The following is a 15,774-nucleotide window of genomic DNA, read 5'->3' on the forward strand; positions in this document are numbered from 1 at the left end:
CTCGGCGGAGCCGAGCTTGATACCCCGTGGCTTGCCACGGGGTTCTTCATTGTCTTAATTTTAGTTTTGAAAGGAAAATTTATGGCAGAACCAGATGCAGGCGTGACGGCAAATAAGCCCGTTTTTTATGTTTCTTACAAGTATTATACCGAAGGGGTTCGCAGTTCTGAGGAGTGTCGAAAGGGAACCGTGGCTTTTGAGCATACAAGTGGTGCATCAACTTATACTGCTTGTGTTGATCCCAAGCGTCTTTTTGAAACTCTGCCTGAAGGAGCCAAGCCAATTTCTGAAAGAGTTTCACTCAAATGGGGCTCGCGTGTCAAAACGCCATCAGGCCAGGAAGGTTTTTTTGTTGGATCCAATTGTCCTTATACGGTGCTAGATGGTGTTGGTGTTTATTTTAGTCGATCTCGCCGTATCGAGTGCTTCGAGGAATCAGCCCTGACACTTGTTCGTCCTCCTGTTAAAGACAAAATTGCCGTAGGGTCCCATGTACGTGTTAAAACGGAGATAACATTGTTGGGTGGGAGCAAGGGAACAATGGATTCAACGGGTGTGGTTGTTGGAATTGATCGTAAAGCAAAACAGGCCCGTGTGATTGTGGATATGGTCATTGAGGGTGTACAAAAGGTACCCCTTAAAAGTCTAAGTCTGATCAAATCATCTGCGGATTAGTTGATTATCGTAGGGGCGGGGTCTCCCCGCCCGCAATTGGCGCCATTCGAGTTTGCTGAATGAACTGATCATGATGAACGATTTCGTAGGGGCGCCCCTTGGCGCGCCCCCACACCCTTCATGCAACGCGTCAAAAATAATGTTATTTTTCAAGTAGTTTGTCCTTGATTAATGAAGGGGTGAAATGTAGTAGGGGTTTTGAAAAGGGGAGTGTTGGAAGGGTGGAAGAATGTGGTCATGGATTTTTATTTTGATGTTCTCTTTTGGGATGAGCTTTTCTTCTTCCGTTTTTTCTTTCCCGCAGGTCCGCATTGTAAGTGTTCAATCGCAACCCATTCAAGGGCCGGCCCATCATGGGCTGGTCGTGGAAACATCCGGCATTCAAGATCCCAATTTAAGTTTTTACGAAGTCAACATCAAACCCGATTCCGACGGACCTTTTCCTCCATATGCCATCTATAATACAGAGGTACAGCCCTTTGATTCATCCCTTATTGTGGTGCCTTACCGTGACGGGGTTTTTTCCATCAAACTTGGGGAGCGTTATTGTGTGCGCGTGCGTGCTATTTATGGGGTGCAGGCAACTCCCTGGGCCGAACATTGCGGCGTTGCAACCCATATGCCGCCTGTTCCCGAAGGCGATGCCGATCGTGATGGCTTATCGGATGCCGATGAATATGCGCGAGGGCTTGACCCCAACAATCGCGATGTGGATGGGGATGGCCTTTCCGATGGAGTCGAGGTGGACCAAAGTTCAGATCCGGAACGCGAGCAAATCACCCGCTTGACTATTCGCCAGCCCAACATCAATTTTGGGAACGGCAATCGGTTTGGAACGCGGGCAAATCAGCATAAATATATTGAAATTGAAAACATAGGGGATGCCCCCGCACGCCTGGATTTCATTGATGTCCCCCAAGGGCAGGATGAGCAATTACGAAATACGTTTAAATGGGGAAATCTGCCGGATTTTATTTCAGCGGTACCTCCCCAAAATATTGCACGCATTCCGGTTGATTTTTTCCCTGTGCGTCGGGGGCCCATTGAAGGAACCATTGAACTTCATGGGAATTCGGATCAGGAACTTCCACCCATCTTGTTATCTGGAACAGGTGTGGGTTTTGCCGATTGCCAAATCAATCCCACTCATCTGGATTTTGGAACTGTGGATGTTCGTGACCAGAATGTTTTGAAACGATCCTTTACCATTGCCAACCGTTCGGACAATCGTAATGCACCGGCTAATCCTGATACACCCCTTACATTCACTCTTTTGTCTTCCGATCCTGAAGTTGTTCCCATGCTTAATGTATATAGCTTGGCTGTTGGAGAGGAAATTGAAGTGCCCGTGGTATTTCGGCATCTAACCGCCGGGGATCATAACGGCACAATCCAGGTGCAATCTCCTGATTGCGGAAACGTGAGTATCGAGTTTGAAGGAGTGGCCCGATGAAAAACTCGGAGGCAAGCCCCCGAGTTTCATCCCGAAAAAACAATCCTATTTTCGGCCCCAAGGGGCCGAGTTTTTCGCGGGATAAAATTTTATGACTGATTGGAAATTACATTTTGGTTATCTTTATTCCCGGCCTTCCCTCACGGCGGAAGCCGACTATGCTGAAACTTCTACCTTTGGACAAAATCATCGTCTTAGTGTTGGAGCAAGTCTTGGTCTTTTTAAAACTGACAAATGGTATTTAAGTGAGGGAGCCGTTCTCGGGCAGGTAGACTACAGTTTTTATATAGGCGAAGAGCGCAATGAAGAATCTCATAGCATGGAATATGGCGTAGATCTTGGTTGGAAACAAACCCTTCTAAAGTATGGGGATGTTTTGAATCTTCATGCAACTCCCATGTTTAGATTGGGACATGCGGAAAATACCCTTAACTTTGGACGTGGATTTCCAAGCCCCGAAGAGGAATCCAGAAATGGGGCTTTTGCCCTGATGGCAGGCGTCGATATTTGTTCAGATTACTTATGTGCCACTCCCATGGGTGGTTATGGTTGGGAGAAAACATTGAAAGGAGGGCCTGCCCACAAACGTCAAGGATGGGAGGGTGGCATGGCTTTCTCTTTTCCCTTATTTCGGGAAGAAAACAGACCGTCTGCTTCTTCTGAAATAAAGGATGGACCGGATCTGACAAAACCACTTGATGAGTTTTTAAGGCAAAAAAGTGAAGACCAGCGTCAAAAAATAAAAGCAGACCTCCTTACTTATTTAAATCAACGAATTTCTAGGTTAAGAGACTCTGAATTAAGAACCGCCGGTTCAAGCAGAGCAGACTATTATCAAGAAGTAGCCAAAGATTTACGTCGTTACATAGAGACCAGCTTTGATCTTTTTTTGGTTGGAAATGATCAGGTTAAAGTTGAAAAATTCAAAGCAGAACTTTTAGGCTATCTGGATGAGCAGTTGAACCGGTTGCGGAATTCAGATTTCCAAAGAGCCGATCATTTTCAGGCCGTGGCCAATGATGTGGCTCAACAAGCCGGCTTGGAAGAAACAGCGGTTTTGGCTCCAGCATTAATGAACGCCATTGACCATGCTGTGGCACGAGACCGCATTTTTCGAATGCCCCATCATACCCTATTCATGTTTGGCAGTAGTGAAATCTCTCTTGATGGCCAATGGCTTACAGTAGGAAGTCCACACAATATTAAAGACAAGAGGAAAGATATCCCTGCATTCGATTGTTTTGGGAATCCCGGTCTCGATTACTTTAGAGAGATGTGTACCCGCCTCGCCATGAAACTCGCATACAAACAAAAATCGGGAACCATTCAGGATAAATACCGGTTTCGTGTCGTAGTTAAAGGATACGCCAACGACATAAAATCCAATGAGCATGACAAGGCTTATTCCCGTAACTACAATATTCCCCATCTTAAAAGTGACGCCGATTACATGCACTCGTATGGGGCTATTTTAAAAAAACTGGCTTATCAAAGAGCCCAAGCCGTTATTGATTATCTACTCCATCAAAATGAAATCTTTCACCAAGATCCTCTTTATCCTAATTTGGGACAAGCCCACCTGACAGAAGAAAATCAAGCCCGCCGAAAAGAGCTCAAACAAAAAGGCTGGAACGTCAAAATGGAGGATGTCTGCCCGTATCGTCTTGAACGCATGAATAGTAAAGGGGAGCTCGTTCGTAGGGTTGTTCCCTTCATGGCTCCATTCAACAAAGATAATAAAGCCAATGATTTTTTTGAGGTTGTCAACCAGACGCCCGATACCGATCCCATCACTGAAGTACACAAGGACTTTGCGGACACTGTGGGTGTGGATGTCTTAAGCCCTTATTTCCGTGCAGCCGCTGTTCGTCTTGAAATTTATAAAAATGATGAAGCACAACCCTTAAAAGGGGCGGCTTTAGATGAGTTTGTGGCCAAAGTCTTATTACCTGTGGAGGGAGACGACGAGTCTATTCTTGTCCAATAATATGAAAAAACTGTTTCTTATTCTATCCGCTCTAACTCTATTCCCTTCGTTGTCATGGGCCGACCCCATTCTTCGTACCGTTCGAACAGACGAAGACAGTGTTGGCCATGGAACGCTGCGCCTTCTTTTACAGAGCGCCTGTGATGATGATGGAGATGATGATATTGTTTTTGGGCATACTCGATTAAATGAAATTCGCATCATATTAGATTCTCCCCTGGTCATCCCCCAAGACTGCCGCGGCCTTGTAACGATCACCGGCTCAAGTGAAGTTGAAACAATTCTGGATGGAAGCCGGCTTGAAGGGCCGGGCCGTATTCCGGGGCAGCTTTGTCTTCTTAATGTTTATTCCAACCGGCATAAAATCCGGAATTTCACTTTTGTTGACAGTGAGGGCTCTGGTGTCTGTCTGTTTGGCCAGGAAAATGAAGTCTCAAAAAATAAATTCAATGGGAATGCAGCTGTAAAATATCCCATTGTGGTATCGCAGGTGTTTAGCCGCCAATTCCCGCAAATGAACGGACAGGGGAATACGGTTGCCAACAATACGGTGTTGGGCGGGAGTGAGATTGGTCTTTGGGTGGATTCAAACGAAAATAGTATCAAGGAAAACTCTGTTGAAGAAGCGTGGGGGGTTTCAATCCATTTGGGAGGTCGGGAAAATGATTTTTCAGGGAACCGTGTTTCATCAGGGCAGGGCACGGGTTTGGAATTGGCGGGGGCTTCCAATCAGGTCACCAAAAATACCATCAAGAACAATCGCGGGGATGGCGTTGTTATTACCGGAAGCGGGCATGAGTTTTCTGAAAATGAAGTGAGCGCGAATTTACTCAATGGAATTTCCATTCAGGCCCATGACATCACTCTTACTCAGAATGAAATTGTGCATAACGGGGGTTGCCCCAATCAAAATGAAATTCTCGAATCCGATGACGGCCCTTGTTTTAATGACTTTGGGGCGGGTGGTTTTGGCATTGAGGTGAACCGTGGTTCCCATGACATTTTGATTGGCGGCCAGAACCTGGCGTTCTCGCGCAACCTCATTCAATACAATTTATTGGGCGGTATTGTTGTTTTGGGAGGCCGCGAAACCAATGCCATTCAAATTGAACAAAACACCATTTCAAAAAATTACGGTTCTGCGGCGAGTATCGATTTGTTGGAAGATGGAATCACTTTAAACGATGCAGGCGATGGGGATGAAGGCCCCAATCATTTGCTTAATTTTGTCGATTACGTGCGCGTTGTTCCGCTTATACCAGCGCCCGATGGGCAGGACCGTTATTGGGTGTGGGGTTTGTCACGCCATGGGCATTTTCTTGATGCTTACACTGTTGATCCGGAAGACGCCGACAGGCTTGACCACGGGGGTGCCGATGAGTTCGTTGATGCTGCCGAGATTGTTCATCAGGCTTTTCATATTGATCCCAATGACTATTTCACAACGGGGGACCAGTTGACATTTCTTGTCCGTGACAATGACGGCAACACTTCAGAATTTTCTTCCAACATAGAAATAGGCCCCGATGAGGATGGGGATGGTATCCTTAATCGTTTTGAAGACAATCACGACCAGGAAAATGGGGATGCCGATGGGGATGGCCTGCCTGACAGTGTGGAAGACAGGAACTTAAATGGCCGCTGTGATGCCGGTGAAACCTGTGCCGATAATGCGGATACTGACCGGGATGGTCTTTCTGATTTTGTCGAAACCCATGGCGATGGTTTTTACAACCGCGGTTTCGATACCAATCCATTAAATGCGGATACCGATGGGGATGGCCTTCCCGATGGCCGTGAAGATGCCAATCACAATGGAATTTGGGAAGCCACTTTGGGCGAGACGAGTCCGTTATCCATTGATTCCGACCGTGACGGGCGTTCCGATACCCATGATAGTTGTTCTTTTATTTTCAACCCGGGACAGGAGGACTGGTACTGTGACACCGTTGGCGCTTAGATCAAATTTTATGCGAATGGGTTCGCCCAGGGTAGGGGCAAAAAATTTTTTGCCCCTACCGGGTGCCCTGGGGCGTATTATTCGCCCGTTGGCCCTTGTGTCAGTGGCCGCCGCGGGATGCGATGATTCTTCTTCAAAACCCATTCATCCCGATAAACCATTGCCGTTTCCAGATAGTGGTCTTCAAGGTTTTTCCGATGCCAATTTTATGGGTGATGGAGCAATGGATGCTCTTGTTCTGGCACCAGATTCCTTTGTTCAAACGGATGCGCGTCCTGGTGTTGATGCTCATGGGGATCAGGGCGGCTTCTGTGTTTCGCCAACCTGTGATCATGGCTGGCTTAACCAAGCAGTCACCCCATTTCAATGTACCCAATTTTTGGAAAGAGATCTTCCTGCAGATATTCCGCCCGCCCGCCCGCAGGGCTTAAGTGTGGTGGATGTTAATGGGGATGGCCAAACGGATCTTTATGTTTTGAACCAAGGAGCCCCCAATCAATTCTATGTGAATCAAGGGGGAAGGTTTACAGAGCAAAGCGCGCATTTTGGTTTAAATCTTGATGGGGCCAGCCGTTTTGCCCTTTGGGTGGATTATGACGCAGATGGGGACAATGATCTTTTCCTTGGAGGCGATAATGGAACACATCTTTACAGAAATGAGGATGGCCTCTTTAGGGATTTTGGGGCCCGGCAAGGTTTTGCAAACGATCAGGTGGGAACTGCAGCCGCGTGGCTTGGGGGCGGGCTTCTTTTGGGGACTGTGGATGGGTTACGCTACTATCCCTTTTTGGAAGATCTTTTTTCTGATCAAACCGAGGCGAGAGGTTTTTTTGATCCCGGTGAAGCTCATAGCCTGCTTGTCCGTGATTTTAACGGGGATGGGCAAAATGATGTGCTTGTGGGTAATATTTCTTCAAAAAGCCGTGTGTTCTCGGCCAATGCCGATGGCACTTATCGGAGTGCGGAAGATGAATGGGGATTGGCTGATCTAAACTCGGTGACTTCGGCTCAAGCTGTTGGGTCATGGCCCGGGGCAAGTTCTGCTTATTTTCTGACCCAATATTATGGCCCCAATCAACTAATCATCCAACAATCCCCAGGGGCCCCGTTGGTCGATCACGCTCGGGAATACGGTTTGCGTGTTTCGGCCACGGCAACCGGAGCAGCTTTTACGCCATGGGTTGGTTCAAATTATCCCGCCGTTTTTGTGGGCCATTGGGAAGAGCCTAGCTCATTGATGATTCCCGTTCAAAATGAAGCCGGCCAAGTGGCCTATCAAGACATCGCCCTTGCCCTGGGCCTGGCGGCAACAAAGGTCTTAACCGCCACCTGGCTTGATTTTGACCAGGACGGCGATCAAGATCTCATCCTCGTTTTACAAAACGGCGGGCTCAAACTTTTTGAAAATCAAACTTATGGAATGGAGGAGTGTCCATGAAGAAAATATTTCTTATTATACTGTGTTTTTTATTCATGATGGGTTGTGGTGGTTCCGGCTCATCCACATCAAAAGACGATGGAGGAAATAATGAGGGTGCTGGAGGTGATGGTGATTTGGGGGAAACTCCACCAGGATCTGTAGAAACCCTTGAAGCAAATTGGTTTTGTGAACGTACTGTGACCAATAATGTTTGCCAAGGAAGGCAAACAGATTATCTTGAAGATGATGAATATGAGCACGAAGATAATGTTGTTATTATTAAGTTTGACCATGGTTCTTGTTCAATTGCGGCCCTGGAAGAAAGCTATATTAGTGGGGATACAAATTGGGCTGTCTATACAAGTGGTGTTTGCACGCGTAGGGAGAGTAATCATTTTTCATTGCATACCGAGTTCTATTTTGAAGATCACGATCAAACAGATATAGGTTGTGCCTACACTCATTCTACTGATGCCGAATTTTTTATTGATGAGGATTTGGAAAGTATCCACGGGACCCTGGTCAAAAAAACGTTTATGGATGATATTCCTGGCATGCATTGCTCCATTGCTTTCCCCCAATATACCGATTGCATTCGCTATGATGATGTTACTTGTGCCCGCTTGCATTCTCCGCCTCCCCTTGAGTTGCCAGCTCCAGGAGTTCCGAATCCCGCTGTGGAAGGCAATTGGGATTGTTCAGTTGTGTTAGAAGAATCGACCTGTAATTTGCCTTATTCCATGCCTATAGATCTAGGGGTTAGCTTGGTTGATAATGTTTGTGATGTGTCTGCGCGAAATTTTTATGGATGGGGATGGTATTGGCCAGAGTTTTTGGATGCTGAATGTATCGCCAATGCATCCCAGATTGCGGGAACGATTTCATGGATGAAGCCTAAGGATTTCTCGTGGGAGTGTGATGCAGATATAGGTTTATCTTACATGCTTGAGATGACTGATAATGAAACTCTTTCAGGCAGGATAAGAACTGTTAGCAATGGTGATAAATGTATTTTTGAAAGATTAGGTTACCATTTTGATAATGAATGGTGTGAAACGCTTTATCAGATGCAATGTTTGAGAGCAATAAATCCCGATCATATTCGTGATAATGAAAATGATGAACCTGTCAATAATGATAATAATCCCGAACCCGAACCTGATCCAGTACCTCCTCCCAATCCTCCGCAATTGCCTTTTCCATTAAGAACTGTACCCAATTTGGGCGATCTTTTTAAAGATCAGAATAAGATCGAAAATCCTCATCAATCACCATGGGAAATTAACCGATGAAAAATATCTTCTTCATTCTTCTTTTTTTGTTGGCGATCCATTGCGGGGCCGCCGACCCCACCTCGAATTTTTCGGATTTTGATGGGTCGGGTAGGGGCAAAAATTTTTTTGCCCCTACGGAGATCGTTCCGGGCAATGCGGTGGTTCGAAACACACCGCAAATTCCAGGATATGTTTGCAATGCCGAAGGCATCTGCATTCCCGAAAAACGGGTGAAGAAACGCCCCGAGAATGTGGATGCGTTTGGTTTCAGGAAAAACATCATCGGCGTTCCGTATGACCCTTGTCGGGATGATGGGCAATGTGGAGGGAATGATTGATGGATTTAAATCATCATCGTCAATCCATTCGCCTGAAATATTATGATTATTCACAGGCCGGTTATTATTTTGTGACGATGTGTACGCAAAATCGGGAATGTTTGTTTGGCGATATAAAAATTGGTCAGATGATATTGAATGCCGCAGGAAAAATGATTCAAGAATGGTGGAATAAATTATTGAATAAATTCACAGATATTCAAATTGATGAATACGTGATCATGCCAAACCATTTCCACGGCATTATCGGTCTCGTAGGGGCGGCCCCATGTGGCCGCCCTGGTGTGGCGCATATCGACGGACAACCACGTGGAGACGGATACGGGGGCGGGGATAGAAACGGAAACGGGAATGGGTGCGGGAACGGGCAACCACATGGGGTTGCCCCTACGTTGGGTCACATTATGGATTGGTTCAAAACGATGACCACCAATGATTATATTCGAAATGTCAAATTCAACCATTGGCCACCGTTTCCTGGGCGCCTCTGGCAACGAAATTATTACGAACATATCATACGTGAAGAAGACGATTTTTTGCGCATCAAAGAATACATCCGTACCAATCCCTCTCATTGGGAAGATGATGAGGAAAATATCTTATGACCCGTATTTTTAATCTTGTTGGGGTAAAAAATATTGTTGGGGCAAAAGATTTTTTGCCCCTACGGTTTTTGTTCCTATTTCTATTTTGCGCATTGCCCCTCTACGCGCAAGAAGCCGGTGAAGGTGGCGGCGGGAGTGGCGATAGCTTTTCTAATTCGGATGATCCGGCCCAAGGGCTTATGGCCGGGGCTGCGGCTGTGGCCGGAAGGGGTGGCACCAATTCTGGGGGAGCTTCCATTCAAACCGATGAGTTCTCAGGGGCTGCCACACACAGCATACAAATTCCTGTCCCCCCGGCTCGGGGCGGCTTGGAACCCAATATCAATTTGAACTACCATAGTTTCAGGCGCAACCCCAATAGTTGGGTGGGTTATGGGTGGGAACTTGATATGGGGGCCATTCAACGCCTACCGCAATCGGGTGTTCTTGATTTTTTTGAAGGCGATAGTTTTGAGGCGCGCTTTGGTGGACAAACAGAAAGTCTTGTTCGTATTGAGGGTGATGTTAACCCCCGGGATTATGGAATCAACGAACGAGGTGTCCAGGTTACGCGCTATGCAGCCAAGGTCGAATCGTCCTTTAATATTTATTTGCATCTTGTTGATCCACGTCAGCCCCCGGCAACACGTGATTTGGGTTGGATTGTCATTGATAAAACAGGCCGGCGATTTGTTTTTGGTGGCATTGAAGGCACCCGCGATCAGGTTTTAAGGGATCACGACCATGGAGTTCAACCGGCCATAGGGCGTTGGCTTCTTCAGAAGGTTACAGACCCCAATGGAAACGAAATGAATATCATTTACGGAGATGATCTTCTGCCTGATGAAATAACCTACAACGATGTCAGCATTCTTTTTGTGAAAGCAAACAAGGGGTCTTATTATCCCATTTTCAGGGAAAGTTTTTTGGGAGTTGAGCAAATCGATGTTCAATTGGATGCCATCATTATCAATGCGGGTGATCAACGCCTTCAAAAATTTGTTTTCCAGTATTCCAACGAGCTTGTTTCCGAAATCCGTTTTCTTTCATCGGTGAGCCAATACGGTGCCGATGACAATGAAAGCCTGCCGCCAACAAGTTTTGAATATTTTGATGACGGCAAGCCTCAGGACTTTTCCATCAAATGGGAAAACCGAGGAACCCGTCTGAATGCCACGCGCACATCCGATGCAGGCGGTCAGACAGCGGGGCTTCTTAATGAACGCACCGATTTTGCCGATATGAATGGAGATGGACTGGTTGATCAGGTGGTCAGTTTTGAGAATGAGCGTGATCTTCATGTTTATTTCAATGACGGAAATGGTTTTGCCTTTTCAAGGCCAAAATCAGTATGGCGCGATCCCTTTGTGCGGGAAGAGGGAGACCGAAATTTTATCGGAAAGGTAAAAGCTCATGCAGGGGAAAAGAGAAAACAATGGCTTTTTCTTATGGATATGAACGGAGACAAACTCCCTGACCGAGTTCGCAGCATAAAAAGAAACAACGAGGTTTATTTTCAGGTGGCTTTTAACACCGGAAGCCGTTGGGTTTTAACCGATTCGAGTTTGTGGCGGGACCCCTATCAGGGGGGCGATGCGGGGCTTGCATGGAAGATGGCCGGGTTTATTGATATGGATGGGGATGGCTTGGCCGATCGGGTGATTGGGATTCATGAAAAAGAGGGAGAGAGGCGGAAAGGTTTTGATGTTTACAAAAATACGGGCGCCGGTTTTTCCAATGACCCAGTTTTTTGGTCCGATCCCATGATTGTTACGGGGCATGATTCAGGCTTGAATGACTCACGTACCGAATCCGGTGCGATTAATCAGAATAACAAGGATGGCCACACCTATGTCATGGTCCGCGACTTTAACGGGGATGGGCTTCCCGATAGAATCTGGCGCGAGCATTTTTACGAACTCGATGACAATGACCAAAGACGTTTTTTAGGGGCAGGTTTTGCCGTGGCGTTAAATCGCAATGGCCAGGGCTGGGCCCAACCCAAAATCTGTCTTGATGGTAACAACTGCCAAAGAGCCAATGAAATCGATGTCCTTTTTCTTCTTGATCCTGCCAGCAGCCATCAGGGGTATGTCACCCGAAGGCACGATCTTTTAGACATGAATGGCGATGGGTATCTGGACCGTGTAGAAGGTAACAAGGAAGACGGTTATTTCAATGTGCATTTCTTTAAAGGGAGCCCCGGATTAAGCCGGAATTTCTCGCATTTTGAGTCCAATCCCATTCGTATCAATGATCCTGTGAGCCAGGCTCAGGGATATATCCAAAAAAACTTTGACGGCAAAACCAGCCTTCATACCTTCATGATGGATTTTAACGGGGATGGTTTTCCCGATCGCATCACCATGCCAAAAACTGTTGATAATCATGATGAAAGCGACGGTGACGATACTTACGAATATGAGCTTCATTCCATGCGCGTGAATGCACTCACATTCTCAGACAGCCCTCAAAACTGGAATGACCCCAATGTCAACCAGCCCATTGGTTTTTTAAAAAAGGTGGATGATGGCCGTGGCGGAATTGCTGAAATTGAATACCGCCCTACGGCGCGGCCCGAACAATTGGATGCCGGGAATCAAATTGTGCCAAACCACCGGTTCATGCCCTTTAACATGTATGTGGCCCACAAAATTTATACCACCGACTATACGGTGGATGAACGCCTGCCCACGGTGGAGGGGGAGCGTCATCCCCATAGCCGCGTACTCAAATACAACTACGCCGGAGGCAATGTTTTCACAATTTTGCCAATAAACAATGAAGGAGAGCGCCTGAATGCCAATGATGGCCGATACACTTTTCGGTTCAACGGTTTTGGAAGTGTGATCAAAACAGCCAGTCCTTCCACAGGGGAAACATGGTCGCAATATACGGTGAATACCATTTATCATCAGGCTTTGGGGAATGTTGTGCGCGATGGCGACCAAAATCTTGCCCAAGATGCCCGTTATACCAGCCAATCCCTTTCAGGCAGGCCTTATCAGCAGGTGGTGCAAGCAGACAGTGGTCTGCGTGTGTCTGAAACAAGTGTTTGGGAAGTTTTGGAAGAGGATGAATGCGAAGAAATCGATTATTGCAAACCGCATTTGGTGCGTCAGGAAAAAAGGGTTTTGGAACGGCAGGGAGATGTTGAGCGTACAAGCTCCCTTGAATATGCCTATGATGATGTCGGCAACTCCATTTCTGAAATCATTCGCGATCAAAACAATGCCGTTCTTCTTGAAAAACACACCGACTATTATGGCGCCCGTGATTTTGAGCCAAGCCTCCAAATAAGGGCCATGCCCAGACGCCAGGCCCAAAGTAAAGATGGAGTTGAATATCGTGTGAAGGAGTTTGTCTATGACCCAAAGGGCAATCCCACGATTGAAAAGTTTTTGGCCTCGGCTGCCCCCCAACAGTGGCAATCGATCACTCGCCAGTTTGATGATAATGGCAATCTTTCAAGGGTTCAGGGTTTGGATGGCGTTGTCAAAGAATATGGTTATGATGCCGAAGGCCTGTTTCCCGTTGAAGAAAGAATTGTTTTTGGCAACCAGTTTTTGAGAGCCAGTCGTGTATTCAACCGGCTAAGTGGTGAACCCAGTCAGGAGCTGAATCATTTGGGTATTGGTAAAAGGGTTGAATCCGATTCTTTCGGACGCCCTCTTCGGGAATATGCCATTGACTCAAACGGGGATGAGCTTCTTATAAAGCAGTATCAATATGATTACGTGCCTGTTCGCACTGAAACCGGGCCCGCCATATTCTATAAAACCACCGTGTGGCAGCCACAGGATGGTTTTGCCGAAACCGATGCTGGCGCCAACCCGGCCTTGATTACTTATGCCGATGCCTCAGGCACCCTTCTTCAAAAATGTGTCTATACCGAACGTGGCAATTACAGAATCATGCAAAGCCGCCTGCGTAATGGTGGGCAGTTAGAAATGACAGGGGAGCCTTTTTTTAATGATGATTGCCACTATTTCCCACGGCTTCAAAATGAAGATCATGCCACGGCCACCACAAAAGATTTTCAGGGAAGAACCACTCTTATTGATGTCCCCGAGGGAGATGAGGGTTCTCCCCTTGGCGATGTAAGTTTTACCTATCACACCTTGGGGGGCGGCTATCTTCAAAAAATCTCCACTTTTCCCCATGACCAATTCAGGCGTGAGGTCTTTGATTATAGCGAACGCCTTTTAAGTGTGACCGAAAATGCAGGAAACACCATCGACTATGTTTTCAACCCCGTGGGGGATCTTCTTGAAGTCAACGCTCTGGGGGATGTCCTCACAAGCATTCAGTACGACATCATGGGGCGTAAAACCCGGATGACTGATGCGGATATGGGGACATGGCATTATGAGTATGATCGTTTGGGCCGCTTGTTGCGCCAAACCGACAACAAGGGACAAACCATTAGCTATGAGTATGACGGGCTCGGGCGTGTCACCAACAAATCAGTTCGTCTGGCCAACAACCGGTTTGAAAAACGCCAGTCTTATTTTTATGACGCAGGGGCAGGGGCTGATCATGTGGCTCTTGGGGAATTGTACAAGGTTGAAGAAAGAAACGGCGGCAATGATCTTGTCCGTGAAACCCGTTTTGGGTACGAACCCCTTTATCATCGCAATGCGCGCGTAACTCGGAGCATTCCCGGCGTGGGGGATTTTACCCAAACCTTTGCCTACAAACCCCGTGGGCAGCTTGATTTTACGACTTATCCCGGAAATGAAAAAATTTACCATCGTTATGGCCGTACCGGCGGGCTTGAAAAGGTTTGCAGCCGACAAACCTGTGATGCCGGCAAAAGGGAGATTTATTGGAAGGTTGATCCGCAAACGTCCTATGATGTTTTTGGGGCCTTATTAAATGAAACCTTTGGGAACGGGGTGGTTACCAATTATTCCTATTTTGGAAACAGCCATCGTTTGCGCACCAAAAGAACACAAAAAGGCGATTCTGTTTATTCCCGCCGTGAATACACCTTTGATGAGCTTTCAAATATCACCGCCATTAATGACCCCCTTCAGTCATTGGGCACGGGGGCTCTTTTCCGTGTTGGCTACGATAATTTAAACAGGATGACTTCCTATCGTTACGTGGGAAATCTGACTGTCCATTCCTTGGAGTATGATGACAAAGGAAATATTTTGAGCAATGAAGCCAACTATGGGAACAACCGTTACGAATATAACTCTCCAAAACCCCATGCCGTGACCCGCATTGGAAACGATAACTTCACCTATGATGACAATGGCAACATGGTTTCGGATGCCGGTCGGCAGATGGAATATGATGCCGAAAACAGGCTGACCCGTGTGACCATGCAAAATCGCACCGTCGTTGACCATGCCTACGATTACACTGGCGCTCGGGTAAAAAAACACAGTGTGCGCGTGGATCCGCTTAACCATGTTCATGAAGCCACAACCCATTTTTTGGGTCAGGCCATGGAGATCAAAAAAGAGAGTCTTGTGTTGCATGTGTATGCAGGAGGCAAACGTGTGGCCACCAAGGTTCTTGGAACTCTTGATGCCGTCATGGGCCGGGCCGGTGGGGCCGGGCTTATTGATCATGGAATTACTCCACCGACCTTCAGTGCCCCGGTGCTCATGCCCTATGTCATGCTCTTTGGCACCTTGATGTTTTTATTCTTGTTACGCCCTGTGTCTGTTGCTAGCCGCTGGTCGCATGTTGTTTCTCCAACAAATCTCCTCCCCTTTGTTCCGCGAACGGAATCCCGCTACGCGGCGATAAAGGGAGGATTAAGGTGGGGTAGCCAGGCCCGGACAACCCTCTCCACCACCCTCCGTCAATTCGTCCTTTACCCGCACCGTTACACGTTCATCAAATTCGCGATCCTTCTTTTTTCATTTCAAAGCGCTTTCTTTAATCCCACATTGGCTTTGGCCGGGATCAACGACACGGCTGCCAAGCAGGACGAGACTTATTTTTATTACATTCACGACGATCAGTTAGGTTCAAGCCATGTTCTGACCCAAGGCAAGCAGGATGGTTCTGTTCATTCAGGAATTACTTACGGTGAAGGGGATTTGTTGCAGCGCATTGAATAC

The 15,774-nt window shown here is 47.0% G+C and carries 7 protein-coding genes and 2 pseudogenes; all 9 read left to right on the forward strand.

What is annotated here, in order from left to right; all coding sequences use genetic code 11:
• The 9 genes and pseudogenes from A2048_10950 to A2048_10990 all read left to right on the forward strand — a co-directional run bounded on the left by A2048_10950 (position 1) and on the right by A2048_10990 (position 15,774).
• Positions 1-675: pseudogene (locus A2048_10950) on the forward strand (hypothetical protein).
• A gap of 229 nt (positions 676-904) precedes the next feature.
• The gene (locus A2048_10955; GenBank protein OGP10184.1) at positions 905-2,128 is read left to right on the forward strand and encodes a hypothetical protein; all 1,224 of its coding nucleotides are present in this window, start codon (positions 905-907) and stop codon (positions 2,126-2,128) included.
• Between the two features lie 91 nt (positions 2,129-2,219).
• Positions 2,220-4,115 (forward strand): hypothetical protein, encoded by a 1,896-nt coding sequence (locus A2048_10960; GenBank protein ID OGP10185.1) that lies wholly within the window; start codon positions 2,220-2,222, stop codon positions 4,113-4,115.
• 1 nt (position 4,116) lies between these two features.
• On the forward strand, positions 4,117-6,075 hold the full coding sequence (locus A2048_10965) for a hypothetical protein (GenBank protein ID OGP10186.1): 1,959 nt from the start codon (positions 4,117-4,119) through the stop codon (positions 6,073-6,075).
• Between the two features lie 16 nt (positions 6,076-6,091).
• Positions 6,092-7,513, forward strand: a complete 1,422-nt coding sequence (locus A2048_10970; GenBank protein OGP10187.1) for a hypothetical protein — start codon at positions 6,092-6,094, stop codon at positions 7,511-7,513.
• Entirely contained in the window at positions 7,510-8,787 is a 1,278-nt protein-coding gene (locus A2048_10975; protein ID OGP10188.1) for a hypothetical protein, read from the forward strand. The genes A2048_10970 and A2048_10975 overlap by 4 nt, the downstream gene beginning before the upstream one ends.
• Positions 8,784-9,107 (forward strand): hypothetical protein, encoded by a 324-nt coding sequence (locus A2048_10980; protein ID OGP10189.1) that lies wholly within the window; start codon positions 8,784-8,786, stop codon positions 9,105-9,107. Before A2048_10975 ends, A2048_10980 begins: the two co-directional genes overlap by 4 nt.
• On the forward strand, positions 9,107-9,712 hold the full coding sequence (locus A2048_10985) for a hypothetical protein (protein ID OGP10190.1): 606 nt from the start codon (positions 9,107-9,109) through the stop codon (positions 9,710-9,712). The genes A2048_10980 and A2048_10985 overlap by 1 nt, the downstream gene beginning before the upstream one ends.
• Positions 9,709-15,774, forward strand: a pseudogene (locus A2048_10990) (hypothetical protein). Before A2048_10985 ends, A2048_10990 begins: the two are co-directional and overlap by 4 nt.

This window comes from Deltaproteobacteria bacterium GWA2_45_12 (assembly GCA_001797365.1).
Classification (GTDB): domain Bacteria; phylum UBA10199; class UBA10199; order UBA10199; family UBA10199; genus UBA10199.

Bases quoted from the DNA above. Each gene is read 5' to 3' on its own strand.
- A2048_10965 (OGP10186.1), top strand. From the start codon at position 4,117: ATGAAAAAACTGTTTCTTATTCTATCCGCTCTAACTCTATTCCCTTCG.
- A2048_10970 (OGP10187.1), top strand. From the start codon at position 6,092: ATGGGTTCGCCCAGGGTAGGGGCAAAAAATTTTTTGCCCCTACCGGGT.
- A2048_10980 (OGP10189.1), top strand. From the start codon at position 8,784: ATGAAAAATATCTTCTTCATTCTTCTTTTTTTGTTGGCGATCCATTGC.
- A2048_10955 (OGP10184.1), top strand. From the start codon at position 905: ATGTGGTCATGGATTTTTATTTTGATGTTCTCTTTTGGGATGAGCTTT.
- A2048_10960 (OGP10185.1), top strand. From the start codon at position 2,220: ATGACTGATTGGAAATTACATTTTGGTTATCTTTATTCCCGGCCTTCC.
- A2048_10975 (OGP10188.1), top strand. From the start codon at position 7,510: ATGAAGAAAATATTTCTTATTATACTGTGTTTTTTATTCATGATGGGT.
- A2048_10985 (OGP10190.1), top strand. From the start codon at position 9,107: ATGGATTTAAATCATCATCGTCAATCCATTCGCCTGAAATATTATGAT.